Source organism: Blastococcus sp. SYSU DS0753 (genome assembly GCF_054051175.1).
Map to the genome: position 1 here is coordinate 61,346 of NZ_JBJHAT010000017.1, position 23,220 is coordinate 84,565.

Sequence of the window (23,220 nt, forward strand, 5' to 3'; positions counted from 1 at the left end):
GGAGCAGCACAGGGAGTCGACAGTGTCGATGGCGTCCACGACCACCGGCCTGCCCGAGCGTTACCGGCCCCTCGACCAGATCGGTCCGGACGAGACCACCCCCACCGGCGTCATCCAGAGCTGGCGCGCCAAGGACCGGGTCCTCAACCGCGACGTCGCCGTCCGGGTGCACGTGCCGGCCGGCCCCGCCGCCCACGCCTGGATCACCCGCGCGCTCACCGCGGGTGGGCTGGCCACCCCGGCGCTGGCGATGGTCTACGACGCTTCCGAGGGCAGCGGCGACCCGCAGGCACCGGGGGGCGCGGCGTACGTCGTCAACGAGTGGATCGACGGCGAGACCCTCGCCGACCGGTTGCGCTCGGGGCCGATGCCGGAGCGGGAGGTGCGGCTGGTCCTCCGCCGGCTCGCCGAGGGCGTGGCCGAGGCGCACCGGGTCGGGCTGGCGGTCGGCGGCCTGACGCTGGAGAACGTCGTCCTCCGGCCCAACGGGCTGGTCGGGCTGCGGGCCGTGCCGGCGGCCTCGGGCACCGTCCAGGGCGACATCACCGCGCTCGGCGAGCTGCTGGAGGCCTGCCTCACCGGCATCGGCCCCGGCGCTCGGCCGGCGTCCGGCCCGTCCGACCTGGTGGCGCTCGCCCGCCGGGCGCGCTCGACCGAGCCGGGCCAGGGGATGTCCAGCGTCGCCGCCATGGCCGCGCTGCTCGCCGAGCGGCCCCGCACCGGACCCAACCAGGCGCTGGCGTCGTACCGCGGCGAGGACGCCGACGGCGGACGGCGCCGCCGCTCGCGGGACCGCCGCGGCGACAACGCGGCGCCGGTGCGGCTGGAGCCCGGCACCCTGCCCCCCGTGCCCCCGGTGCGCCCGACCGGCGAGGACGAGCCGGTGCCGGCGGTCAACCCGAGCCGGGACACCATCGTGGCCGGCCGAGCACTGCCTCCCGCCCCGTCGGCCGGTGACGACGAGCCCTTCGGGGTGCTGGAGCCGGACGTGATGTCGGACCAGGACCCGTACGCCGACCCGGTCGACCTCGACGACGACGAGGACGACGCCCGCAAGCACCGGCTGGTCGTCGTGGGCCTGCCGCTGCTCGCCCTGCTGGTGGTCATCGCCCTGGCGTGGTGGTTCGGGTCGAGCGTCCTGTCGGTGACCGACTCGGTGGAGTCCGAGATCGACGGGACCACGCCCCCGGCCAGCAGCGCCCCTGTCGCGGACGGCGGTGCGGAGGGCGACGACCCGGGGAGCGCACCCGGCCCGGTGGCCACCATCGCCGCCGCCCAGGTGTTCGACCCCTTCGGCGACGGCGAGCCGGAGAACGACCGCGCGGTCCCGCTGTCGTACGACGACGACCCCGCCACCACCTGGTCCACCCTCAACTACCGCGGCTCCCCGGCGTTCGGGAACCTCAAGCCCGGCGTCGGCGTCCTCTACGACCTCGGGGGCGCCGAGGACCTCTCCGGCGTCACCATCCAGACGGCACTGCCCGGTGCCACCGTCGAGGTCCGCACCGCGGAGACGGCCGGGGCCGCTCTCGACGACTTCGCCGTGGCTGCGAACGGCACCCTGGAGCAGACCACCGACCTCGCGTTCGACGACCCGGTGACCGCCCGCTACGTGCTCGTGTGGCTCACCGGCCTGGTCGACAGCCCGGACGGCTTCTCCGCACAGCTGGCCGAGGTGGAGATCCGCACCGCCGGCTGAGGACGGACGCCGTCCCCCACCCCACCGGGGCACGGGACGGGCCCGCCCGGGAATGGCCCCCCTAGGATCGTCGTTGTGGCGACCGTGAGCGCGAGCACCGAGAACCAGCCGACGCCGGGCCCCGCCGTGACCACCGGCGAGATCGAGCAGCCGGTCATCCCCCCGGCCGAGCACGACGGCATCCGCGACCTGATCATCATCGGGTCCGGGCCCGCCGGCTACACCGCGGCCACCTACGCCGCCCGGGCGAACCTGCACCCTCTGGTGTTCGAGGGCTCGCAGTTCGGCGGCGCCCTCATGACCACCACCGAGGTCGAGAACTTCCCCGGCTTCCCCGAGGGCATCCAGGGCCCCCAGCTGATGGACGACATGCGCACCCAGGCCGAGCGCTTCGGCGCGGAGCTCGTGCCGTCGGACGTGACCGAGGTCGACCTCACCGCCGAGCCGAAGATCGTGAAGGTCGGCGACCAGGTGCACCGGGCCCACGCGGTCATCGTGGCCACCGGGTCGAAGTACCGGTACCTGGGCCTGGACAACGAGCAGCGGCTGCTCGGCCGCGGCGTCTCGGCCTGCGCCACCTGCGACGGGTTCTTCTTCCGCGACCAGGACATCGTGGTCGTCGGCGGCGGCGACTCGGCGATGGAGGAGGCCACCTTCCTCACCCGGTTCGCCAAGAGCGTCACCGTGGTCCACCGCCGCGAGGAGCTGCGCGCCTCGAAGATCATGCAGAAGCGGGCGCAGGACAACGAGAAGATCCGCTGGGCCCTCGGCAAGCAGGTCACCGACGTCCTGGGCGAGAGCACCGTCTCCGCCGTCCAGCTGACCGACCTCGCCACCGGGGACACCGAGACGATGCCGGTGACCGGCATGTTCCTCGCCATCGGGCACGACCCGCGCAGCGAGCTGTTCGTCGGCCAGCTGAAGCTCGACGACGAGGGCTACATCCAGGTGGACCACCCGACCACCCGCACCAACATCGACGGCGTCTTCGCCTGCGGCGACGTCGTCGACCACATCTACCGCCAGGCGATCACGTCGGCCGGCACGGGTGCCGCCGCCGCCATCGACGCCGAGCGGTGGCTCGCCGAGACCTTCGACGAGCGCTGACCGCGGGCCTGCCGGGCAACGGCCGGATCCGGGCATAACCGACCCGTCCGGCCGGTTGTCCGGGCAGGCACACCTCGTCAGCGCATGCAACGAGCCAGTCGACCGAGAGGGAGAACGACCATGGCAGGCAACACCGTGACGGTGACCGACTCCAGCTTCGCCACCGATGTGCTGGGCAGCGACAAGCCCGTGCTCGTCGACTTCTGGGCGGAGTGGTGCGGCCCGTGCAAGATGGTCGCCCCCGTGCTGGAGGAGATCGCCGCCGAACACGGCGACAAGCTCACCATCGCGAAGCTGAACATCGACGAGAACCCGCAGATCGCCCGCGACTACCAGGTCATGTCGATCCCGACCATGACGGTCTTCCAGGGCGGCAAGCCGGTCAAGAGCATCATCGGCGCCAAGCCCAAGGGCGCCATCCTGAGCGACCTCGCCGACTACCTGTAGAAGGGCCACCCTTCCCCCCACGCCTCGCACGCTCGGCGCGGGACCCTGAAGGGCGGCCGTTCCAGCACGTCACCGGGCCCACCCGTCCCTCCGGACGGGTGGGCCTGCGTCGTACGGGGGGGAGGCTGGTCCGCCCCCGGTGCGCCGTCCCCGGCGGGAGGGACCACAATCGGTCACACCATGGGAACCGACAGCCGCATGCAGCCTCTGGGGCGGGGGGACCGCGGGCCGGCCGTCGCCGACGTGCACGCCGCCCTCCGCAGCCTGGGCCTCCTCCCCGCTGCCGAGAACGGGAACGAACCGGGTCTGGAGTCGGCGGAGTACGACGCCGGCACCGAGCTGGCCGTCCGCCACTTCCAGCAGGTCCGCGGCCTCTCGGTCGACGGGCGGGTCGGGGAGGAGACCTACCGGGCCCTCACCGAGGCCCGCTGGTCGCTGGGTGACCGGCTGCTGCGCTACGACCCGGAACGGCCGATGCGCGGCGACGACGTGACGAACCTGCAGGAACGCCTGCTGGAGCTCGGCTACGACGCCGGCCGGGCCGACGGCATCCTCGGCCCGGAGACCGAGGTCGGCCTGCGCGCCTTCCAGCGCGACTACGGGCTGACCTCGGACGGCACCTGCGGCCCGGCGACGCTGCGCGCCCTGCGCCAGCTGGGACGCAAGGTGACCGGTGGCCGTCCCCAGCTGCTGCGGCAGAGCGCCTCCTTCGTGGAGAGCGGCCCGCACCTGATCGGACGCCGGATCGTCGTCGACGCCGGCCACGGCGGTCCGGACACCGGCTTCACCGTGGGCGAGACGACCGAGGCGGACCTGGCCTTCGACCTGGCGTCCCGGATCGAGGGCGGGCTGGCCGCCGCCGGCGCCACCGTGTACCTCACCCGCGGCCGCGAGCAGAACCCGACGCCCGCCGAACGCACCGCCTTCGCCAACGACGCCCGGGCCGACCTCTTCATCGCCCTGCACCTGGATGCACACCCGTCCGAGCACGCCCGGGGGGTCGCCGCCTACTACTACGGCACCGGATCGGGTGCCTCGTCCACGGTGGGGGAGCAGTTCGCCAACCTGGCCCGCCGCGAGGTCGTCGCCCGCACCGGGATGCTCGACCTCGGCTCGCACCCCAAGACGTGGGAGCTGCTGCGCATGACGCGCATGCCGGCGGTCCGGCTGGACTGCGGCTACCTCTCCCACCCGGTCGACCGGCAGCTGCTGCTCGACGCGCGGGTGCGCAGCTCCATCGCCCACGGCGTCCTGGCCGCTGTGCAGCGGCTCTACCTCCCGGCCGAGTCCGATCCACCGACCGGCACCTTCGTCCTCCCCGAGAAGGCGTAGCCGGCCACTCGCCCCCAGGCCCCGGCCGGGCCCGAACGGTCCACCTGGCACCGGTGGTCCCACCAGGCGTCCATCCGCCCGCGCCTACACTCCTGAGGTGGCCACCATCCCGCCCGGCACGCCTGCCGGTTCCGGACAGCAGGGGGCGCACCTGGGTGCGCACCCCCATCCCGCGCCGCGTCATCCGCGGCTCGACCCGCTGGCCGACCGCTACGCAGCCCGCACCCACGGGATGAAGAGCTCGGAGATCCGGGCGCTCTTCTCCGTGGTCAGCCGGCCCGAGGTGGTCTCCCTGGCCGGTGGCATGCCTGCCGTCACCGCGCTCCCGCTGGACGCGGTGGGCTCGATGATCGGTGACCTGGTCTCGGGCATGGGCGCGCAGACGCTCCAGTACGGCTCGGGTCAGGGCGACCCGCGGCTGCGGGAGCGGATCTGCGACGTCATGGCGCTCGAGGGCATCACCGACGCCTCGCCGAGCGAGGTCGTGGTCACGGTCGGCTCGCAGCAGGGGCTGGACCTGGTCACCCGCGTCTTCGTCGACCCCGGTGACGTGATCCTCGCCGAGGCGCCGTCCTACGTCGGCGCGCTCGGCGTCTTCCAGTCCGCCCAGGCCCGGGTGCGGCACGTCGCCATGGACGACGACGGGCTGATCCCGGAGGCGCTGGAGCAGGCCCTGGCCGCGTGCCGCGCCGACGGCGACCGGGTGAAGTTCCTCTACACCGTGCCGAACTTCCACAACCCGGCCGGCGTGACCCTCTCCGAGCCGCGCCGCGAGGAGATCATGGCGATCGCCGAGCGCTGGGACCTGCTGATCATCGAGGACAACCCCTACGGCCTGCTGGGCTTCGACCGCGAGCCGATGCGGGCACTGCGCGCCCGGGACGCCCACCGGGTGATCTACCTGGGCTCCTTCTCCAAGACGTTCTCCCCGGGCCTGCGGGTGGGCTGGGTGCTCGCGCCGCTGGCCGTCCGGGAGAAGCTCGTGCTGGCCACCGAGGCGCAGGTGCTCTGCCCGCCGTCGCTCACCCAGTACGCCGTCGCCCGGTACCTGGACACCCAGCCCTGGCGCGAGCAGATCAAGCTGTTCACCGAGCTCTACCGGGAGCGCCGCGACGCCACGCTGGAGTCCCTGCAGGCGCTCATGCCGGCGGGCACCACCTGGACCCGCCCCGACGGCGGCTTCTACGTGTGGCTCAAGCTGCCCGCCGGGCTGGACGCGAAGCTCATGCAGCCCCGCGCCGTCGGCGCGCACGTCGCCTACGTCCCGGGCATCGGCTTCTACGCCGACGGCAGCGGCCAGGAGTACATGCGCCTGTCGTACTGCTACCCCGAGCCGGATCAGATCCGGGAGGGGGTCCGCCGGCTGTCCCGCGTCGTCGAGGCGGAACTGGACCTGCACTCCACCTTCGACAAGGTCGACACCGGTACCTTCCGGGCGATCCGGCCGGGCTCCGGCCACGACGCCGAGTCGATGGTGGGGCCGGCGAACAGCGACACGTACGAGGACGGCCGATGAGCGAGACCGCGCCCGCCGCAGTGCCCGCCGCGCCCGAGGAGCGACACCCGCTGCGGGCCGTCGTCCTCGCCGGCGGGCTCACCTTCGAACGCGAGGTCAGCCTCTCCTCCGGCACCCAGGTGGTCGAGGAGCTCACCCGCGCCGGCCTGGACGCCGAGCTGCGCGACGCCGATGCCGAGCTGCTGCCCGGCCTGGCCGCGGCCCCGGCCGACGCGGTCTTCATCGCGCTGCACGGCGCCACCGGCGAGGACGGTGCCCTCCGTGCGGTCCTCGACCTGGCCGGGGTGCCGTACGTGGGGTCGCCCGCGGCCGCGTGCCGGCTGGCCTGGGACAAGCCGGCCGCGAAGTCCGTGGTCCGCACCGCCGGGCTGACCACGCCGGACTGGGTGGCGCTCCCGCACAGCACCTTCCGCGAACTGGGTGCCGGTGCGGTGCTGGACCTGATGGTGGCCCGGCTGGGGCTGCCCCTGATGGTCAAGCCGGCGTCGGGCGGCTCGGCCCTGGGCGTGCAGAAGATCAGCCGGGTCGAGGACCTCCCGGCCGCGATGGTCAGCTGCTTCGCCTACGGCGACACCGTGATGGTGGAGCGCTACGTCGAGGGGGTCGAGGTCGCGCTCGCCGTCGTCGACCTGGGCGACGGGCCGGTCGCGCTGCCGGCCGTCGAGATCGAGCCCGAATCCGGGGTCTTCGACTACGCGTCCCGCTACTCACCGGGGCTCACCGAGTACCACGCGCCCGCCCGCATCCCGGAGGAGGCGGCGGCCCGCGCCGCCGAGGTCGCCGTCCGGGTGCACGAGGTGCTGGGGCTGGCCGACCTCTCCCGGACCGACGCGATCGTGACCCCCGACGGCGAGGTGCACTTCCTCGAGGTGAACGTCTCCCCGGGGCTGACCGAGACCTCCATGTTCCCCATGGCGGTCGAGGCGGCCGGCTACGACCTGGGCGCGGTGCTGGCCCGCCTGCTCGCCCGGTGCGCGGAGAACCCGCGCTGAACGTGGCGCAGCCGACAGAGGCCGCCTTCCGTCAGTGACGGAAGGCGGCCTCTGTCGTTACCGGTGGTGGATCAGGCGTCGGGACGACGCCCGGTGATGTCCGGCGCCATGACGCCGATGATCCGCTGCAGGTCGTCCACCGAACCGAACTCGACGACGATCTTGCCCTTCGACCGGCCGATCTGGATCTTCACCTTGGTCTCGAACATGTCCGACAGCCGGGAGCCCAGCTCCTCCACCCCGGGTGCGGAGATCCGCCGGGTGCGTCGCTTGGCCGCGGGCTCCTCGGCGGCCGCCAGCGCGACGGCCTCCTCGGTGGCCCGCACCGAGAGGCCCTCGGCGACGATCCGGGTGGCCAGCGCGTCCTGGGCCACCGGATCCTGCAGTCCGAGCAGCGCGCGGGCGTGCCCGGCGGAGATGACGCCGGCGGCGACCCGGGTCTGCACCTTCACCGGCAGCTTCATCAGCCGGATGGTGTTGGTGACCTGCGAGCGGCTGCGCCCGATCCGCTGCGCGAGCTCCTCGTGCGTGGCCCCGAACTCCTCCAGCAGCTGCTGGTAGGCGGCGGCCTCCTCCAGCGGGTTCAGCTGGACCCGGTGGATGTTCTCGAGCAGCGCGTCGCGCAGCATCGCATCGTCGGTGGTGTCGCGCACGATCGCCGGCACGGTGCCGAGACCGGCCGCCCGCGCGGCGCGCAGCCGCCGCTCGCCCATGATGAGCTCGTAGCGCCCACCGTCGGACTCGCGCACGACGATCGGCTGGAGGAGCCCGAACTCCCTGACGCTGTGGGTCAGCTCCTCCAGGGCCTCGTCGTCGAAGACCTGCCGCGGCTGCTTCGGGTTCGGCACGACGTCCTCGACCCCGACCTCGCGCAGCTGCGCACCCGGGACGCCCACCGCGTCGGTCTCCGCGGCCGGGGACGGCGCCGGGGAGGGCACCAGGCTGACCGGCGCACGCGACGGCTCGGTCGCCTCCGCGACCGGCGAGGCGCCGTCCGGCCCGGTCCCGGAGCGCGGAGCCGACTGCTCGTCCCGCTCCGTGCCCGGCGCCGGGGTGGTGGGCGCGACCGGGGGAGGCGTGGGCGCCGGCCCGGTCGGGATGAGCGCCGCCAGCCCGCGTCCGAGGCCGCCTCGCTTCGTCATGACAGCTCCTCGCTGGCAGGGGTGGTCACTGGGACTCCTGGCCGCCGAACGGCACCGACGTCTCCCCGAAGGCGAGCGCGCCGACCGGGGTGGCCCCGTTGCTTCCGGTGGACGCATCGAGGGGCTCGAGGGCCACCCCGCGCTGGGCCAGCTCGCGGGCGGCCTCCACGTAGCTGGTCGAGCCGCGCGAGCCCGGGTCGTAGGTCAGCACCGACTGCCCGTAGCCCGGCGCCTCGGAGACCCGCACGTTGCGGGGGATCACGGCGTTCAGCACGAGGTCCCCGAAGTGGTTGCGGACCTCGTCGGCGACCTGGTCGGCGAGCTTCGTCCGCCCGTCGTACATGGTGAGCAGGATGGTCCGCACCGCGATCCCCGGGTTGAGGTGCTGGCGGACCAGGTCGATGTTGTTGAGCAGCTGCCCCAACCCCTCCAGCGCGTAGTACTCGCACTGGATGGGGATGAGCACCTCGTCGCCGGCCACCAGCGCGTTCAACGTCAGCAGGCCGAGCGAGGGCGGGCAGTCGATGAGCACGTAGTGCGGGCGCCGTTCCCGCGGCAGCGCCGCCACGTACGCCTCGATGGCCCGGCGCAGCCGGTGCTCCCGGGCGACGACGGAGACCAGCTCGATCTCGGCGCCGGCCAGGTCGATGGTCGCCGGGACGCAGAGCAGGTTCGGGCTGGCGGTCGTCGGGTGCACCACCTCGGAGAGGGTGCTGTCACCGACGAGGGCGTCGTAGATCGACGGCGTGCCGACCGTGTGCTCGACGCCGAGGGCCGTGCTCGCGTTGCCCTGCGGGTCGAGGTCGATCACCAGGGTGCGCAGCCCGTAGAGGGCGAGCGCGACGCCGAGGTTCACCGTCGACGTCGTCTTCCCGACCCCACCCTTCTGGTTCGCGATCGTGATGACCCGGATGCGCCCGGGCGCCGGGAAGGGCTCCTGCTCGGCGGCGTGCAGGACACGCGTGGCACGCAGGGCCTCCATGGCGATGGGGCTGTCGAAGTCCGCGAGCCCACCGGAGGACGACGCGGTCGACGACTGGTCAGCGGCGAGGCTGCTGCGCAGCCGCTCGCCCGGGTCGGTCATCGCAGGTCCTTCCTCTGGCGCCGTTTCACGTGGAACGGATCGGGGTAGCAGTGCCTGTTCCACGTGGAACAGGACGCGGGAGCGCCGTCCGGCAGCCTCACCGGTCTCCCCGCGTCATGACCACCACGGTAGTGGCAGCGTCTCCCAGGGATGCACCGACGGCACGCGGTTCGATGTCGCGCATGCCGGCGGCGTGGAGTTCGGGCAGGAAGGCCGGCAGCTCGGCCAGCGCGCGGGCGCCGACCAGGGCCACCAGCTGGGTGCCTGGCCGGAGCAGGCCGCGGCACCAGCCGACGAGCCGGGGGAGTGGGGCGACCGCCCGTGCGGTGACCACGTCGACCCGGCCGACGGCGGTCACCACCGACCGGTCCTCGGCCCGTCCGCGCACCACGCGCCAGGTGGCGGACGGACCCGCGAGGTCGGCGACCGCCTCCTCCAGGAACTCGACCCGCCGGGCCATCGGCTCGACCAGGGTGAGGGCGATGTCCGGGCGGGCCAGCCCGAGCGGGATGCCGGGGAGGCCCGCGCCGCTGCCGACGTCGACCACCCGGGCGTCCCGGGGGACGGCCTCGGCCACTGCCGCGCTGTTGAGGACGTGCCGCTCCCACAGCCGCGGTACCTCGCGGGGGCCGATCAGGCCGCGCGTCACCCCATCGGAGGCCAGCTTGGCCACGTACCGCTGCGCCGCGGGCAGGGCGTCGCCGAAGACGGCGACGGCCGCCGGCGGCGCGGGCACCTCGGGGGCGGCCGGGGCGTCGGGCCCGGGACCTCCGTCGCTCACCTGTCGGGCAGGACCACGACGCGGCGGCGGGGCTCCTCGCCCTCCGACTCGCTGTGCACGCCGGCCACCGAGGCGATGACGTCGTGCACGACCTTGCGCTCGAAGGGGTTCATCGGGCTGAGCCGCTCCGGCTGGCCGCTGGCGGAGACCCGGCGCGCGGTCTCGCCGGCCAGCGAGGTGAGGTCCGCACGGCGCTTGGCCCGGTAGCCACCCACGTCGAGCATCAGCCGGCTGCGCACACCCGTGGACTGGGCGACGGCGAGGCGGGTGAGCTCCTGGAGCGCCTCCAGCGTGGCGCCGTCGGGACCGATGAGGTCGTCCAGCCGGCCGCCGACGATCGCGACCGACGCCCGGTCCCCTTCCACGTCGAGGTCGATGTCGCCGTCCACGTCGAGGATGTCGAGGAGCCGCTCGAGGTAGTCCCCGGCGACGTCGCCCTCACGGACCAGCAGGTCGTCAGCGGTCCCACCGGCCCCACCCGTCTCGGCGGTCTCGACGTCGACGGGCTCCACGACGGCGTCGTCGCTGGCGGCGTCCGCGTCGGGCAGAGCGGGCGGGTTGTCTGTCACGGGCTGCTGCGGAGCACTCACGGGTGTTCCTCCCAGTTCGGTGCGGCGGCCGGGTGGCCCCGGTGGACTGTGTGCCGGGCGGGCCGGCTGGAAAGCGGTCGGGCGAGGGTCAGCGACGCTTCCGCTTCCCGCGGTTGGCCGGCCCCTGGCCCGCTCCGGAGCGGGAGTTCCGGCCGGCGCCGGACCCCGCGCTGCGCGAGCCGGTGGACCCGGTGGCCGTGGACCCGGTGGCCGTGGACCCGTTCCCCGTGGACCCGTTCCCCGTGGACCCGTCGGACGTCGGGTCGTCGCCGACGCGACCGTCGCCGTCCACGGTGCTCGACGGCGCGGCCGTGGTGGAGGCGGGGCGCCCCTGCTTGGGTCGCACCGGCTTCGCGCCCGGCTTCGGGGCGAGCGTCTTCGGGTCGACGGCCGGCTTGTCCGCATCCGCCTTCGCCTTCCCGGCGTCGGAGCCGGGCGGCGGCAGCTTGCGGAGGATGAAGAACTGCTGGCCCATCGTCCACAGGTTGTTCGTCATCCAGTAGATGAGGACACCGATGGGGAAGATGAAGCCGGAGACGAAGAGGCTCAGCGGCACGCCGTAGAGCATCAGCTTCTGCACCATCGCTGCCTGACCCTCGACGGGGCCCGAGCGCGCCATGATCTGCTTCTGCGTGAAGTACGTCGTGAAGCACATCACGACGATCAGCGCGAAGGCGACGATCCGGATGGTGGTGTAGCTGGCGATGTCCAGGATCGCCTGCTCCTTGGCGCCGCTCATGTTGAACGACGCGGAGATCGGCGCACCGAAGAGCTTGGCGCGTGCCGCCTGGTCGGTGAGCTCGTCGGTCCACGAGTAGAGGCCCTGCTTGTCCGGGGCCAGCCGGCGCAGGACGTGGAACAGCGACAGGAAGACCGGGATCTGCGGCAGGATCGGCAGGCACCCGGCCAGCGGGTTGACCCCGCGCTCCTTGAACAGCTTCTGCTGCGCCTGGGCCATGCCCTGGCGGTCGCTGCCGTACTGCTTGCGCAGCTTCGCCATCTCCGGCTGCAGCTCCTGCATCGCCCGCTGCGACTTCACCTGCTTGACGAACAGCGGGAAGAGGATCAGCCGGATGGTGACGACCAGGAAGACGATCGCCAGGACCCAGCTGAGCCCGGAGAGACCGGACTCGGCGGGCGGGTCGCCGAAGATCCAGTTCCAGAGCGAGTGCCACCGGGCCATGACCCAGGAGATGGCGGTGTACAGCCAGTCAAGCAACGGAGGACTCCTCCTGCGGGGTCCGGCACGCGGCCGGCGGGGTGGCCTCGCGGCCGGGGTCATCGGACGGCGCGCCGGGAGGACGTGCCGCTGTGCTGGACGAGCGGGCACCCGTCCCGGTTCCACGCGCCGGCGGGACGAGATCCACGCCGCCCGGGTGCCACGGCGCGCACTTGGCCAGCCGGACCAGCGCCAGCCAGCTGCCGCGAGCCGCTCCGTGCGTGCCGACCGCCTCGGCGGCGTACGCGCTGCAGGTCGGGTGGAACCGGCAGCGCGGCGGCAGCGCCGGGCTGATCGCCCGGGAGTAGAAGCCGACGGCACGCAGCAGCAGCCGCGCGACGGCGGAGCGCCGCGGGCTCGCCCCGGCCGGCGCGCTCATCGCCGGGAGGCCCGGTCGCCGAGGAGGCGGTCCAGGCCCGAGGCCAGGTCCCGGTGCAGCACCGCCGAGTCGGCGTCGGCTGCTTCGGGGCGGGCGCGGACCACCAGGTCCGCACCGGCGGGCAGGCGGTCGAGCTCGGCTCGCACGACCGCACGCAGGCGACGGGTCACCCGGTGTCGGACCACCGAGTTGCCCACGCTCTTCCCCACCACGAAACCGGCCCGCGCGGCCGGCGGCGACGCGGGGTCGCCGGCCGGCTGCTCGGGCCGTTCGGGGAGGTAGTGCAGCACCATGGTCGGCCGCCCGGCGCGCCGGCCGGATCGGACGACCGCGCTGAACTCCGGGCGCCGGCGCAGGCGTGCCTGCGCAGGCAGCACGTCAGGCGGAGAGCTTCTCGCGGCCCTTGCGCCGACGGGTGGCGAGGATCGCCCGGCCCGCGCGGGTCCGCATCCGCAGCCGGAAGCCGTGGGTCTTGGACCGGCGGCGGTTGTTCGGCTGGAAGGTGCGCTTGCTCACGAGGTACTCCCACTACACGACATCGGCGGTGCGCTCCCGTCGGTGGACGGACGCGCGCAGGGCGTCGGAGCGGCACGGTGACCGTCCCCGGAGCCCTGGAAGCTGGCACTGCGGACCGGCGCACCCAGGCCCGACCGCGCAGACTGGCGTGGCCGGGACACGGGCAGACCCGTCCACAGACTCCGGCCAGCATAGCCGAGGACCGGCGGGTGCCGGTGACCGACCGCCCATGGTGGCCCGAGCGGCCCGGGCGGAGGTCCGCGGCGCGCCGGGGAGCTCCCCCCGGGCCCGACACGCTCGCGCCGCGGGGAACCGGCGGTTCCGGCCCCGCAGCGTTGCCGGGCTGTGGACGGGGCTGTTAGCGTCGCCGTCGCTCCGCGTCGGGCGTCAGGGTCACGACGCGCGGGCCGACCCCGTCGGTCGACCGACCGCCGAGCCACTCCTCCAGCCGCCCGATCCGGGCCGTGACCAGCGAATATGCTGCACCGGCCGTCGTCCCGTGCGGAGCCGGCGCAGCACCTCTGCCGGCCGTGCACAGCCTGTGGACACCGATGTGGACCACAAGCGTTCGGATGTCCACAACCGGGGCACCCCACCGGTGGACGGTCCGCGGTTCGCGGAGGCCAGGTGCGGCCGGGACGGACGCAACCGGGGACGGCCGCGGGGTGGACAGCAGGGGAGGACGAGACGGCATGGCCGATGCCACGCTGGACCTGGCGACGGTCTGGGACCAGATCCGGGAGCGACTGGCGACCAGCCTCTCCCCGCAGCAGAACGCGATGCTGAACCTGACGCGACCCGTCGGGCTGTTCGAGGACACCGCCGTCCTGGAGGCCCCGAACGAATTCACCCAGACGGTGCTCGAGTCCCGCATGCGCCGGGTGCTCGCCGAGGCGCTGTCCCAGACCTACGGCCGCGACATCCGCGTCGCCGTCCAGGTGGAGGACTCCCCGGCTCCTCCTCCGCCGCCCGCCGAGCCCGAGCCGACCCGGCGACCGTGGTCGGCCGTGGAGGCGCAACGGGCCGAGGAGGACCAGGCGACCCGCGACCGTGCCGACGACGGGCGCAGCGCGTTCGGCGTGCGGACCGACGTCGTCGGCACCGCCGCCCCCTGGGACCGGTCCGCATCCGCCGACCGGTCGGCCACCCCCGAGTTCCCCGAGGTCCGCGAGCTCCACCCGGCCGACGGCCCGCAGCGTCCGCCGGCCGACCGTGGCGCTCCGGAGGACTGGAGCACCACGACGTGGGGCCCGACCGGGCCCGCCCCCGACTCCGGCAGCCGGGACTGGGGCGGCGAGGACGAGCGGACCGCCGACGTGCTCCCCTTCGACGTCGACGCACCAGCGGGGGAGCCCCGCCGTTCCGGTGGCGGCTCGGCAGCCCGCCCCCGGCGCGCCGAGTCGGGCCGACCGGGCGGGCTGGATCCCGGCCTCAACCCGAAGTACGTCTTCGACTCCTTCGTCATCGGGAACAGCAACCGCTTCGCGCACGCCGCCGCGGTCGCCGTCGCCGAGGCCCCCGCCCGGGCGTACAACCCGCTGTTCATCTACGGCGAGTCGGGGCTGGGCAAGACCCACCTGCTGCACGCCATCGGCCACTACGCCGCCCGGATGTTCCCCAACGTCCGCGTCCGGTACGTGAGCACCGAGGAGTTCACCAACGAGTTCATCAACCTGGTGCACTCCGGCCGGGCCGAGGAGTTCCGGCGCCGCTTCCGGGACATCGACTTCCTGCTGATCGACGACATCCAGTTCCTCGAGCGGGCCGAGCGCACGCAGGAGGAGTTCTTCCACACCTTCAACACGCTGCACAACGCCAGCAAGCAGATCGTGATCACCTCCGACCGGCCGCCGAAGAAGCTGACCACGCTGGAGGACCGGCTGCGCACCCGCTTCGAGTGGGGGCTGATCACCGACGTCCAGGCGCCGGACCTCGAGACCCGTATCGCGATCCTCCGCAAGAAGGCGTGGGGCGAGCGGCTCCAGGTGCCCGACCAGGTGCTGGAGTTCATCGCCAGCAAGGTGCAGACCAACATCCGCGAGCTCGAGGGCGCGCTCATCCGGGTCACCGCGTTCGCCTCGCTGAACAAGCAGCAGGTCGACCTGCCGCTGGCCGAGCTTGTGCTCAAGGACCTGATCAGCGACGAGCAGGGCCCGCAGATCACCGCGGCGATCATCATGGCCGCCACGGCGGAGTACTTCTCCGTGACGATGGAGGAGCTGCAGGGCACCAACCGCAGCCGCACGCTGGTCAACGCCCGGCAGATCGCGATGTACCTCTGCCGCGAGCTGACCGAGCTGTCCCTGCCGCGCATCGGTGCCTCGTTCGGCGGCAAGGACCACACCACGGTCATGCACGCCGTCAAGAAGATCACCAACCTGATGAGCGAGCGGCGGGCCACCTACACCCAGGTCACCGAGCTCACCGCCCGCATCAAGAGCCGCGCCCGGCAGTAAGAGGACCCCTCCCTCTCCCCACTCGCTCGCTCGTGGCGAGCCTTGGGAGGGGCCGGCGGACCGCACCGCGCCCACAACCGGCTCCCCGGAGCACTCCGCGCCCGCCAGCCGCTCGCCGGTTGCGCGCGGTCCGTCCACCTCGGGGGCCCCTCACGCGCCCGCTCGTGGCCTTCCCCGGCTCACCTGGCGGGGGTCCTGGCTCACCTGGTGGGGTCCTGGCTCACCACCGATCGTGAGCCAGGACCCAGGACGATCAGGTCACCTGATCAACATCGCGGAGGCCTGGTCCGGGGACGCCGGCGGTGACGGCGCGCGGCCGGAACGGTCACCGTCCGGACAGCTACCGGCCACCGTCCCGTGGTGGTCGACAAGTGGTTGTCCACACCTGTGTGGATCCCTGGGGACGACGGATCCGCAGGTTCTGGGCGCGATGACCCGCGCAAGGGCGCCGGAGGACGTCGACTCGTCGAGAAGTTGTCCCCAGGAATGTGCACAGACTGGGGGAAACCGCGACGACGTCGTTCCCCGCCGTCACGGGACGCCGCCGCCGGCACCCGGTCCCGCCGGCTCCGCCCGCTCAGCGAGCGCCTGACCTGGGAGAACACCGTGCCGGGCGACGCCGGGCTCACTCCGCCAGGGACGCCCACCGCACGCCACGCACAGGACCTGGGGACGGACCGGGGAGACGCAGGGGACAGCAGGTGGACCGCCGCGGGTCACGGTGCACAACCGTCGATCTGTCCACGTGTCGACAACAGGAGGACGCCGACCACCCACAGTCGGCCAACACCCCCGATCGGCCGCTGACCTGCGGGAAGGGCCTCGATCCCCAGCTTCCACACCAGTGATGACGAGGATGAAGGAGTTATCCCGGAAAATTCTCGAACCACACTCTGGGTGGGGACGCTGCGCTGCGAGGCTCCCCGGAGCGCAGCGGCAGGATCCGGATCAGCAGCCCATCGAGGGACCGGGGTTTCCCCACCGGGGGCTGCAACAGGCACGATGAGCACCGCAGCGGAGCCCTGGCCTCGCAGCAGTACGAACGACGAGCTCCGTGCCCGCGCCGTCCGCCCTCCCGGTGGCCGCAGGGCCGGACCGAACATGGGTGGGTCGAGAGATGAAGTTCCGGGTGGCACGTGAGGTGCTCGCCGACGCCGTCGCCTGGACGGCGCGCAGCCTGCCGCCGCGGCCGTCGGTACCGGTGCTGGCGGGCATCCTGCTCGAGGCCGACGGGAACCAGCTGTCGGTCTCCGGCTTCGACTACGAGGTGTCGGCCCGCTCCGAGGTCGACGTGCAGACCAGTGAGAGCGGCCGCGTCCTCGTCCCGGGGCGGCTGCTCGCCGAGATCACCCGCGCGCTGCCCCCGCACCCGGTCGAGATCAGCGCCGAGGGCCCGCGCCTGGCGATCACCTGCAGCAACGCTCGGTTCAGCCTGCCGACGCTGCCGGTCGAGGACTACCCGTCCCTGCCCTCCATGCCCTCGGCCGCCGGGAACGTCGACAGCGACGTCTTCGCCGAGGCCGTCGCCCAGGTCGCGGTCGCAGCCGGGCGGGACGACACGCTGCCGATGCTCACCGGTGTCCGGCTGGAGATCGACGACGACCAGATCACCCTCGCCGCCACCGACCGCTACCGCCTCGCCGTGCGCGAGTTCGCCTGGCGCCCGCAGACCTCCGGGCTCTCGGCCGCGGTGCTGGTCCCGGCGCGCACGCTCGCCGAGGCGGCCAAGACGCTGACCAGCGGCCCGGAGATCACGCTCTCGCTGTCCTCGGGCAGCTCGGGCGAGGGCATCCTCGGCCTCTCGGGCAAGGACCGGCAGACCACCACCCGGCTGCTCGACGCCGAGTTCGTGAAGTACCGCGCGATCATGCCCAACGAGTCGCTGGCCAACGCCACCCTGCCGGTGGGCCTGTTCACCGACGCAGCGAAGCGGGTGGCCCTGGTCGCCGAGCGGGGGACGCCGCTGCGCTGCGAGTTCACGCCGGGGCAGGTCACCCTGCGGGCCGGGGGCAGCGACGACGAGGGGCAGGCGGAGGAGCGCTGCGACGTCGAGTTCGACGGCGAGCCGCTGACCATCGGGTTCAACCCGACGTTCCTGCTCGACGGGCTGGCCGCCGTGCACACCGAGCGCGCGCGGATGGACTTCACCAGCCCGCTGAAGCCGGCCGTGCTGTCCGGCGTCGAGGAGCCGGCGGCCGACGACGACAAGCCGGCGCCGGTCGAGCGTCCCGGGAGCTACCGGTACCTGATCATGCCGGTGCGGCTGCCGGGCTGAGCCACTTCCGCCCCAGGGCCCCTGCGCGGGCCCGGGGTCGGCCGCCGGGCGGGAGCCGCCCGGCACGAGCACGATGGATCGCGACCACGACGGCGAAGAGAGGCGGGACCGTGCAGCTGGGGCTGATCGGGCTGGGCAAGATGGGCGGCAACATGGCCGAGCGGCTGCGCCGCGCCGGGCACGAGGTCGTGGGATACGACCGTGCTCCCGGCAAGCGCGACGTCGACAGCCTGCCCGCACTGGTGGAGGCGCTCACAACGCCTCGCGTGGTGTGGGTGATGGTGCCCGCGGGTGAGCCGACGAAGGCGACGATCAAGGAGCTGAGCGAGCTGCTCAGCCCCGGCGACGTCGTGATCGACGGCGGAAACTCGAAGTACACCGACGACCAGGTGCACGACGTCATGATGCGCGAGAAGGGCATCGGCTACATCGACGCCGGCGTCTCCGGTGGCGTCTGGGGCCTGGAGAACGGCTACGCGCTGATGGTCGGTGGCACCAAGGAGGACGTCGCCAAGGCGCAGCCGATCTTCGACGCGCTCAAGCCGCCGGCACCGCACGACGAGTCCGGGCAGGAAATGCCCGGCGCCGGGTTCGTGCACGCCGGCCCGGTGGGCGCCGGCCACTTCAGCAAGATGGTCCACAACGGCATCGAGTACGCGCTGATGCAGGCCTACGGCGAGGGCTACGAGCTGCTGGCCGCCGTCGACCTCGTCGAGGACGTCCCGGGCGTCATCGCGTCCTGGACGCAGGGCACCGTCATCCGCTCCTGGCTGCTGGACCTGCTGGTCCGCGCGCTGGAGGAGGACCCGGCGCTCGAGGAGATCAGCGGCTACGCCGAGGACTCCGGCGAGGGTCGCTGGACCGTCGAGCAGGCGATCGAGAACGCCGTCCCCGTGCCGACGATCGCGGCCTCGCTGTTCGCCCGCTTCTCCTCCCGGCAGGACGACTCGCCGACCATGAAGGCGGTCGCCGCGCTGCGCAACCAGTTCGGCGGGCACTCGGTGCGCGCCGTCCAGGCGCAGGAGGCCGAGCGGCCCGCGTGACCGGGGAGGGCCTGAGGTGTACCTGAGGCACCTGCAGGTCGGCTCCTTCCGCAGCTGGGACCGGGTGGACCTGGCCCTGGGGCCGGGGCCGACCGTGTTCGTCGGGCGCAACGGCGAGGGCAAGACCAACCTCGTCGAGGCGGTCGGCTACCTGGCGACCATGAGCAGCCACCGGGTCTCCGGTGACGCTCCGCTGGTCCGTCACGGAGCGGCCCAGGCGGTGGTCCGCGCGGCGCTGCGCCGCGGTGACCGGGAGCTGCTCGTCGAGATCGAGATCAACCCCGGCAAGGCCAACCGGGTGCGGGTGAACCGGGCCGCCCTGCCCCGCCCCCGCGAGGTGCTGGGCCTGGTGCGCACGGTGCTGTTCGCGCCCGAGGACCTGTTGCTGATCCGTGGCGACCCCACCGAGCGGCGTCGCTTCCTCGACGAGCTGCTCGCCACCCGGACGCCCCGCCTGGCCGGCGTGCGCAGCGACTACGAGCGCGTGCTCAAGCAGCGCAACGCACTGCTGAAGACCGCCCGCCTGGCGCGCGGCAAGGCGATGGAGACCCTCGACGTCTGGGACGGGCACCTCAGCGACCTCGGCGGTCAGCTGCTGGCCGCCCGCCTACGGCTGGTCGCCGACCTGGCGCCGCACGTCGCCGAGTCCTACGCCGGCGTCGCCGGGGACGGCGCCGCGACCGCGGGCCTGGGCTACAGCTCGACGGTGCCGCTGGCCGGGGACGGCGCCGCCCTGCGGGCCGACGACGAGCTGCCCTCCGGGGCGGAGCTCACCGAGGCGATGCGGGCGCGGGTCGCCGAGCGCCGCGGCGACGAGCTCGACCGCGGCATGACGCTGGTGGGGCCGCACCGCGATGACCTGGTGATCCACCTCGGCCCCGCCCCCGCGAAGGGCTTCGCCAGCCACGGGGAGAGCTGGTCGCTGGCCCTGGCGCTCAAGCTGGCCACCTTCGCCCTGCTCCGGAGCGAGGGCGAGGACCCCATCCTGATCCTCGACGACGTGTTCGCCACGCTCGACGCCGAGCGGCGGGCGGCCCTCGCCCAGGTCGCACGGTCGGCCGAGCAGACGCTGATCACCGCGGCCGTCGTCGACGACGTGCCCACGGAGCTGCGCGGCACCCGGGTCGAGGTGGGCGGTGGCCTGGCGCTCGTGGTGAAGGACGCCGTCCCGGCCGGTGAGGGAGGAGCCCGGTGAGCGAGGACCGGCCGGCGCGGCCCAGCGACATCGCGCGAGCCGCGCTCGAGGCGGCGCGGGCCGCCTCGGCGGCCCGGCCGCGGCCCACCCGTCGCCGGATCGCCGGCCCGCGCCGCACCTGGACCGGGCCGCGCCCGGGCGCCGACGACCCCCAGCCGCTCGGCAACCTGGTCGACGCCCTGGTCAACCAGCAGGACTGGTCGGCCCGGACGAAGGTGGGCTCGGTGTTCGGCCGGTGGGACGCGATCGTCGGCCCCGACATCGCCGCGCACTGCCGGCCGCAGACCCTCAGCGAGGGCGAGCTGCTGGTCGTCGCCGAGTCCACGGCGTGGGCCACGCAGCTGCGGCTGCTGGCGCCGTCCATCCTCGGCAAGCTGCGCGCGCAGGTGGGCGGGGACGTCGTGACCCGGTTGCGCGTTGTCGGACCGACGGCTCCCAGCTGGAAGAAGGGTCCGCGCTCGGTGCGCGGCCGGGGGCCGCGCGACACCTACGGATGAGGCGCCCGCCCGGCGGGCCGGCGCCGGGGAGGACGATGCAGGTATGAGCACCCCCCGCGACGGTGACCGGGACGGCTTCGACGACGGCGACGGCCGCGGCTGGCGCGAGCCGCCGCACCTCGGCGGCGGCGGGGCCGGGGACGAGGACCGCCCCAACTTCGCCGACCGGCGGAGGACGCCCCGCGACGAGCCGCCGGCCAACCAGCCCTGGCAGCCCCCGGGGTGGGACCTGCCCGCCGCGGAGCCCGAGCGTCCGGCTCCGTCCCGGGAGGACGTGCCGCCGGCGGGCTACCCGCCACCGCAGGGCCCGCAGTACCCGCAGGCGCAGCCCCCGCAGGAGCAGCACCCCCAGCAGCAGTTCCCGCCCCAGGAGTTCCCGCCACCGGAGCAGCCGGCGCGACGGGGGCTGTTCGGCCGCCGCCGGCGCACGCCGGGCGCCGTCGAGCAGGTGTTCCGCTACGAGGGCGACCTGGTGGGCGCCCAGGGATGGGCGCTGCAGAACGGCTGGACGGTGTCCGACGGCACCGCTCCGGAGGACGCCCCCCTCGACGACCTGATCGCCAGCGCTCCAGTGCGCGCCACCAAGGACCACCGGGCGGGGAACGTGCTGCGCGGCCGGGCGGGCACGCTCGAGCTGGTCGCGTTCGACGTCGTCTACGCGTCGGGCCGCTACCTCGTGCCGGAGTACGCGGTCACCGCCGTCCCGATGCTGGGCAGCGTGCCGGGCTTCCGGCTGAGCCCGGCCCGCTTCTGGCGGCACCGGACCGGCGGCCTCGTGCCGATGCCCAGCGGCGACGAGGCCTTCGACGCCCGCTGGCTGCTGCTGGCCGCCGAGGACGACCCGCGGCTGCGCCGCCTGGCCCAGGACCCGGCCGTGCACGCGCTGCTGCTCGGCAGCGACGACGGCGACGAGTTCTGGTCGGCTGCGGGGCACGTGGCGGCGGTCCGGCCCGACGGGCACCGGCCGCAGTTGCTGGAGCACCACACGCGGCTGCTGACGGCGATCACCGCCGGCCTCACCGCCGGCGCCTGACGGCGTCGCCCGCGGTGACAGCTCCGGCGGACGGCCCTGCCCCGGCCGCGCGGCTGGCCGACCTGCTGCCGCTCCTGCGCCCGCACCGCCGCCAGCTCCTGCTGGCCGCCGGGCTGTCGCTGGTCGGCGCGGCCGCTGCGCTCGCCCAGCCGGCTCTCGTGGCGCGGGTCATCGACGTGGTGGGTGCCGGCGACCCGCTGCTCCCCGCGGTCGGGCTGCTCGTGGTCGTGCTGGTGGCCGCGTCGGCCCTCTCGGCGGTGCAGCAGTTCGTCCTGCAGCGCACGGCCGAGGGGTTCGTGCTCACCACCCGGCTGACCCTGGTCGACCGGTTGCTGCGGCTCCCCGTGGCGGAGTACGACCGCCGCCGCACCGGCGACCTGATGTCCCGGGTGGGCTCGGACACCACGCTGCTGCGCGCCACCGTGACCGCCGGCGTGGTCGAGGTCGCCGGCTCGGTGGTCGTCGGGGTGGGCGCCCTGGTGGCCATGGCCGTGGTCGACGTCTGGCTGCTGCTCGTCACGGTGCTGGCCGTCGCCGTCGGTGCGGTCGCCGCCGTCCTCGCCTCCCGCGGCGTGCGCCGGCTGTCGCAGCGCGCCCAGGAGGAGGTCGGGGCGATGACGGCGGCGGTCGAGCGGGCGCTGTCGGCGGTCCGCACCATCCGGGCCAGCGGGGCCACGACGCGGGAGGTCGCGGCCGTGGGCGCCAGTGCCCGCCGCGCCTACGCGGCCGGCGTGCAGGTGGCCCGGCTGGAGGCGCTGGTCTCGCCGGCCGGCTCGATCGCCGTCCAGGGGGCCTTCCTGGCGGTGCTCGGCGTCGGCGGCTACCGGGTGGCGAGCGGTTCGATCACCGTGGCGTCCTTGGTCGCCTTCATCCTGTACCTGTTCCTGCTGGTCATGCCCCTGGGTCAGGCGATCAGCGCGTGGACACAGCTGCAGACCGGCCTGGGCGCGCTCGCCCGGATCCAGGAGGTGCTCGCCCTCGCGCCGGAGGACGACGAGCGCCCGCAGCGCACCGGGTCGGGATCAGTGGCGCCGGTCGCCGGCGCACCGCTGCTGGAGCTCGACGGCGTCTCGTTCGCCTACCCCGACGGCACCCCCGTGCTGCACGGGGTGTCCCTCCAGGTCCCCGCCGGCAGCCGGGTCGCGCTGGTCGGCCCGTCGGGTGCGGGCAAGTCGACGGTCCTGGCGCTGATCGAGGGCTTCTACCCGCTCTCCGGCGGGGCGATCCGGTGGGCGGGCACCGACGTCCGGGACCTGCCCCGGGCGGCCCTGCGCGCCCGGCTCGGCTACGTGGAGCAGGAGGCGCCGGTCCTGGCGGGGTCGGTGCGCGACAACCTGCTGCTCACCCGGCCCGACGCGACCGATCCCGAGCTGTGGGCGGTGCTCGCCGACGTGGGCCTGACCGAGGTGGTGCGCCGGTCCCCGCGCGGCCTGGACGTGCTGGTCGGCGACGAGGGCGTGCTGCTCTCCGGGGGTGAGCGGCAGCGCCTGGCCATCGCCCGCTCCCTGCTCGCCCGGCCGGAGCTGCTGCTGCTCGACGAGCCGACGGCGAGCCTGGACGCGCGGAACGAGGGCCTGCTGCGCACGACGCTGGCGGCGGCGTCGGCGGGCCGGGCGCTGCTCGTCGTCGCCCACCGGCTGTCCACCGTCCTCGACAGCGACCAGATCGTGGTGCTCGACGAGGGCCGGGTGGTCGCCCGCGGCACCCACGACGAGCTGGTCGGCACGAGCCCGCTCTACCGGGAGCTCGCCGCCGCCCAGCTGCTCGTCTGAGGCCGCTGATGATCAGGTCACCTGATCGTCAGGGGTCCTGGCTCACCGTCGACGCTGAGCCACGACCCCGCGCGCTGAGCCACGCCGGCGCGGCGGCCCGTCCGCTGGGTCGCTCGGCCGCTCGGGGGTTGCCGCGGCGCATGCC

At 74.0% G+C, this 23,220-nt stretch carries 21 protein-coding genes; 13 read left to right on the forward strand and 8 right to left on the reverse strand.

What is annotated here, in order from left to right; translation table 11 throughout:
• Positions 1-28: 28 nt before the first annotated feature.
• The 6 genes from ACI799_RS13825 (at position 29) to ACI799_RS13850 (ending at position 7,093) form a co-directional block, all read left to right on the forward strand.
• Complete coding sequence (locus tag ACI799_RS13825; protein ID WP_456613305.1) at positions 29-1,699, forward strand: hypothetical protein; 1,671 nt, start codon at positions 29-31, stop codon at positions 1,697-1,699.
• 75 nt (positions 1,700-1,774) lie between these two features.
• Positions 1,775-2,806: a thioredoxin-disulfide reductase gene (gene trxB / locus ACI799_RS13830; protein ID WP_456600285.1), complete on the forward strand. Its 1,032-nt coding sequence runs from the start codon at positions 1,775-1,777 to the stop codon at positions 2,804-2,806.
• A gap of 120 nt (positions 2,807-2,926) precedes the next feature.
• Positions 2,927-3,253: a thioredoxin gene (gene trxA, locus ACI799_RS13835; protein ID WP_456563417.1), complete on the forward strand. Its 327-nt coding sequence runs from the start codon at positions 2,927-2,929 to the stop codon at positions 3,251-3,253.
• Positions 3,254-3,433: 180 nt separating this feature from the next.
• Positions 3,434-4,585, forward strand: coding sequence for an N-acetylmuramoyl-L-alanine amidase (locus ACI799_RS13840; protein ID WP_456613306.1), 1,152 nt, complete (start codon positions 3,434-3,436; stop codon positions 4,583-4,585).
• Between the two features lie 97 nt (positions 4,586-4,682).
• Positions 4,683-6,101 carry an aminotransferase-like domain-containing protein gene (locus ACI799_RS13845; protein ID WP_456589600.1) on the forward strand — a complete coding sequence of 473 codons (1,419 nt, stop codon included), beginning with the start codon at positions 4,683-4,685 and terminating at the stop codon, positions 6,099-6,101.
• Entirely contained in the window at positions 6,098-7,093 is a 996-nt protein-coding gene (locus ACI799_RS13850) for a D-alanine--D-alanine ligase family protein (protein ID WP_456600284.1), read from the forward strand. The genes ACI799_RS13845 and ACI799_RS13850 overlap by 4 nt, the downstream gene beginning before the upstream one ends.
• Positions 7,094-7,164: 71 nt before the next feature.
• Here the strand turns inward: ACI799_RS13850 and ACI799_RS13855 are convergent, their stop codons facing one another.
• The 8 genes from ACI799_RS13855 to rpmH all read right to left on the reverse strand — a co-directional run bounded on the left by ACI799_RS13855 (position 7,165) and on the right by rpmH (position 12,804).
• On the reverse strand, positions 7,165-8,235 hold the full coding sequence (locus ACI799_RS13855; protein WP_456589598.1) for a ParB/RepB/Spo0J family partition protein: 1,071 nt from the start codon (positions 8,233-8,235) through the stop codon (positions 7,165-7,167).
• Positions 8,236-8,260: 25 nt separating this feature from the next.
• Entirely contained in the window at positions 8,261-9,319 is a 1,059-nt protein-coding gene (locus ACI799_RS13860; RefSeq protein ID WP_456589597.1) for a ParA family protein, read from the reverse strand.
• 97 nt (positions 9,320-9,416) lie between these two features.
• Positions 9,417-10,100 carry a 16S rRNA (guanine(527)-N(7))-methyltransferase RsmG gene (rsmG, locus tag ACI799_RS13865; protein ID WP_456596008.1) on the reverse strand — a complete coding sequence of 228 codons (684 nt, stop codon included), beginning with the start codon at positions 10,098-10,100 and terminating at the stop codon, positions 9,417-9,419.
• Positions 10,097-10,690, reverse strand: coding sequence for a Jag family protein (locus ACI799_RS13870; RefSeq protein ID WP_456589595.1), 594 nt, complete (start codon positions 10,688-10,690; stop codon positions 10,097-10,099). Before ACI799_RS13870 ends, rsmG begins: the two co-directional genes overlap by 4 nt.
• A gap of 88 nt (positions 10,691-10,778) precedes the next feature.
• Positions 10,779-11,909: a membrane protein insertase YidC gene (yidC, locus tag ACI799_RS13875; RefSeq protein ID WP_456589594.1), complete on the reverse strand. Its 1,131-nt coding sequence runs from the start codon at positions 11,907-11,909 to the stop codon at positions 10,779-10,781.
• Positions 11,902-12,288 carry a membrane protein insertion efficiency factor YidD gene (gene yidD / locus ACI799_RS13880; RefSeq protein ID WP_456589593.1) on the reverse strand — a complete coding sequence of 129 codons (387 nt, stop codon included), beginning with the start codon at positions 12,286-12,288 and terminating at the stop codon, positions 11,902-11,904. The genes yidC and yidD overlap by 8 nt, the downstream gene beginning before the upstream one ends.
• The gene (gene rnpA, locus ACI799_RS13885; RefSeq protein WP_456589592.1) at positions 12,285-12,665 is read right to left on the reverse strand and encodes a ribonuclease P protein component; all 381 of its coding nucleotides are present in this window, start codon (positions 12,663-12,665) and stop codon (positions 12,285-12,287) included. The genes yidD and rnpA overlap by 4 nt, the downstream gene beginning before the upstream one ends.
• Before the next feature lies 1 nt (position 12,666).
• Positions 12,667-12,804 carry a 50S ribosomal protein L34 gene (gene rpmH, locus ACI799_RS13890; RefSeq protein ID WP_091930872.1) on the reverse strand — a complete coding sequence of 46 codons (138 nt, stop codon included), beginning with the start codon at positions 12,802-12,804 and terminating at the stop codon, positions 12,667-12,669.
• A gap of 692 nt (positions 12,805-13,496) precedes the next feature.
• On the opposite strand from rpmH, the gene dnaA reads away from it, so the two are divergent.
• The 7 genes from dnaA (at position 13,497) to ACI799_RS13925 (ending at position 23,075) form a co-directional block, all read left to right on the forward strand.
• Complete coding sequence (gene dnaA, locus ACI799_RS13895; protein WP_456589591.1) at positions 13,497-15,260, forward strand: chromosomal replication initiator protein DnaA; 1,764 nt, start codon at positions 13,497-13,499, stop codon at positions 15,258-15,260.
• Between the two features lie 1,117 nt (positions 15,261-16,377).
• A complete protein-coding gene (gene dnaN, locus ACI799_RS13900) occupies positions 16,378-17,535 on the forward strand; it encodes a DNA polymerase III subunit beta (RefSeq protein WP_456613307.1) in 1,158 nt (385 codons plus the stop codon).
• A 110-nt stretch (positions 17,536-17,645) separates the two neighbouring features.
• Positions 17,646-18,578, forward strand: a complete 933-nt coding sequence (gene gnd, locus ACI799_RS13905; RefSeq protein ID WP_456613308.1) for a phosphogluconate dehydrogenase (NAD(+)-dependent, decarboxylating) — start codon at positions 17,646-17,648, stop codon at positions 18,576-18,578.
• A 16-nt stretch (positions 18,579-18,594) separates the two neighbouring features.
• A complete protein-coding gene (recF, locus tag ACI799_RS13910; protein WP_456613309.1) occupies positions 18,595-19,773 on the forward strand; it encodes a DNA replication/repair protein RecF in 1,179 nt (392 codons plus the stop codon).
• A complete protein-coding gene (locus ACI799_RS13915; RefSeq protein WP_456589587.1) occupies positions 19,770-20,270 on the forward strand; it encodes a DUF721 domain-containing protein in 501 nt (166 codons plus the stop codon). Before recF ends, ACI799_RS13915 begins: the two co-directional genes overlap by 4 nt.
• 43 nt (positions 20,271-20,313) lie before the next feature.
• Positions 20,314-21,303: a hypothetical protein gene (locus tag ACI799_RS13920; RefSeq protein ID WP_456600279.1), complete on the forward strand. Its 990-nt coding sequence runs from the start codon at positions 20,314-20,316 to the stop codon at positions 21,301-21,303.
• A gap of 14 nt (positions 21,304-21,317) precedes the next feature.
• Positions 21,318-23,075, forward strand: a complete 1,758-nt coding sequence (locus ACI799_RS13925) for an ABC transporter ATP-binding protein (protein ID WP_456613310.1) — start codon at positions 21,318-21,320, stop codon at positions 23,073-23,075.
• Positions 23,076-23,220 lie beyond the last annotated feature (145 nt).

Coding starts and splice junctions, on each gene's coding strand:
- ACI799_RS13825 (WP_456613305.1), top strand. CDS start 29: ATGGCGTCCACGACCACCGGCCTGCCCGAGCGTTACCGGCCCCTCGAC.
- trxA (WP_456563417.1), top strand. CDS start 2,927: ATGGCAGGCAACACCGTGACGGTGACCGACTCCAGCTTCGCCACCGAT.
- ACI799_RS13840 (WP_456613306.1), top strand. CDS start 3,434: ATGGGAACCGACAGCCGCATGCAGCCTCTGGGGCGGGGGGACCGCGGG.
- ACI799_RS13850 (WP_456600284.1), top strand. CDS start 6,098: ATGAGCGAGACCGCGCCCGCCGCAGTGCCCGCCGCGCCCGAGGAGCGA.
- ACI799_RS13855 (WP_456589598.1), bottom strand. CDS start 8,235: ATGACGAAGCGAGGCGGCCTCGGACGCGGGCTGGCGGCGCTCATCCCG.
- ACI799_RS13860 (WP_456589597.1), bottom strand. CDS start 9,319: ATGACCGACCCGGGCGAGCGGCTGCGCAGCAGCCTCGCCGCTGACCAG.
- yidD (WP_456589593.1), bottom strand. CDS start 12,288: ATGAGCGCGCCGGCCGGGGCGAGCCCGCGGCGCTCCGCCGTCGCGCGG.
- dnaA (WP_456589591.1), top strand. CDS start 13,497: ATGGCCGATGCCACGCTGGACCTGGCGACGGTCTGGGACCAGATCCGG.
- dnaN (WP_456613307.1), top strand. CDS start 16,378: ATGAAGTTCCGGGTGGCACGTGAGGTGCTCGCCGACGCCGTCGCCTGG.
- ACI799_RS13920 (WP_456600279.1), top strand. CDS start 20,314: ATGAGCACCCCCCGCGACGGTGACCGGGACGGCTTCGACGACGGCGAC.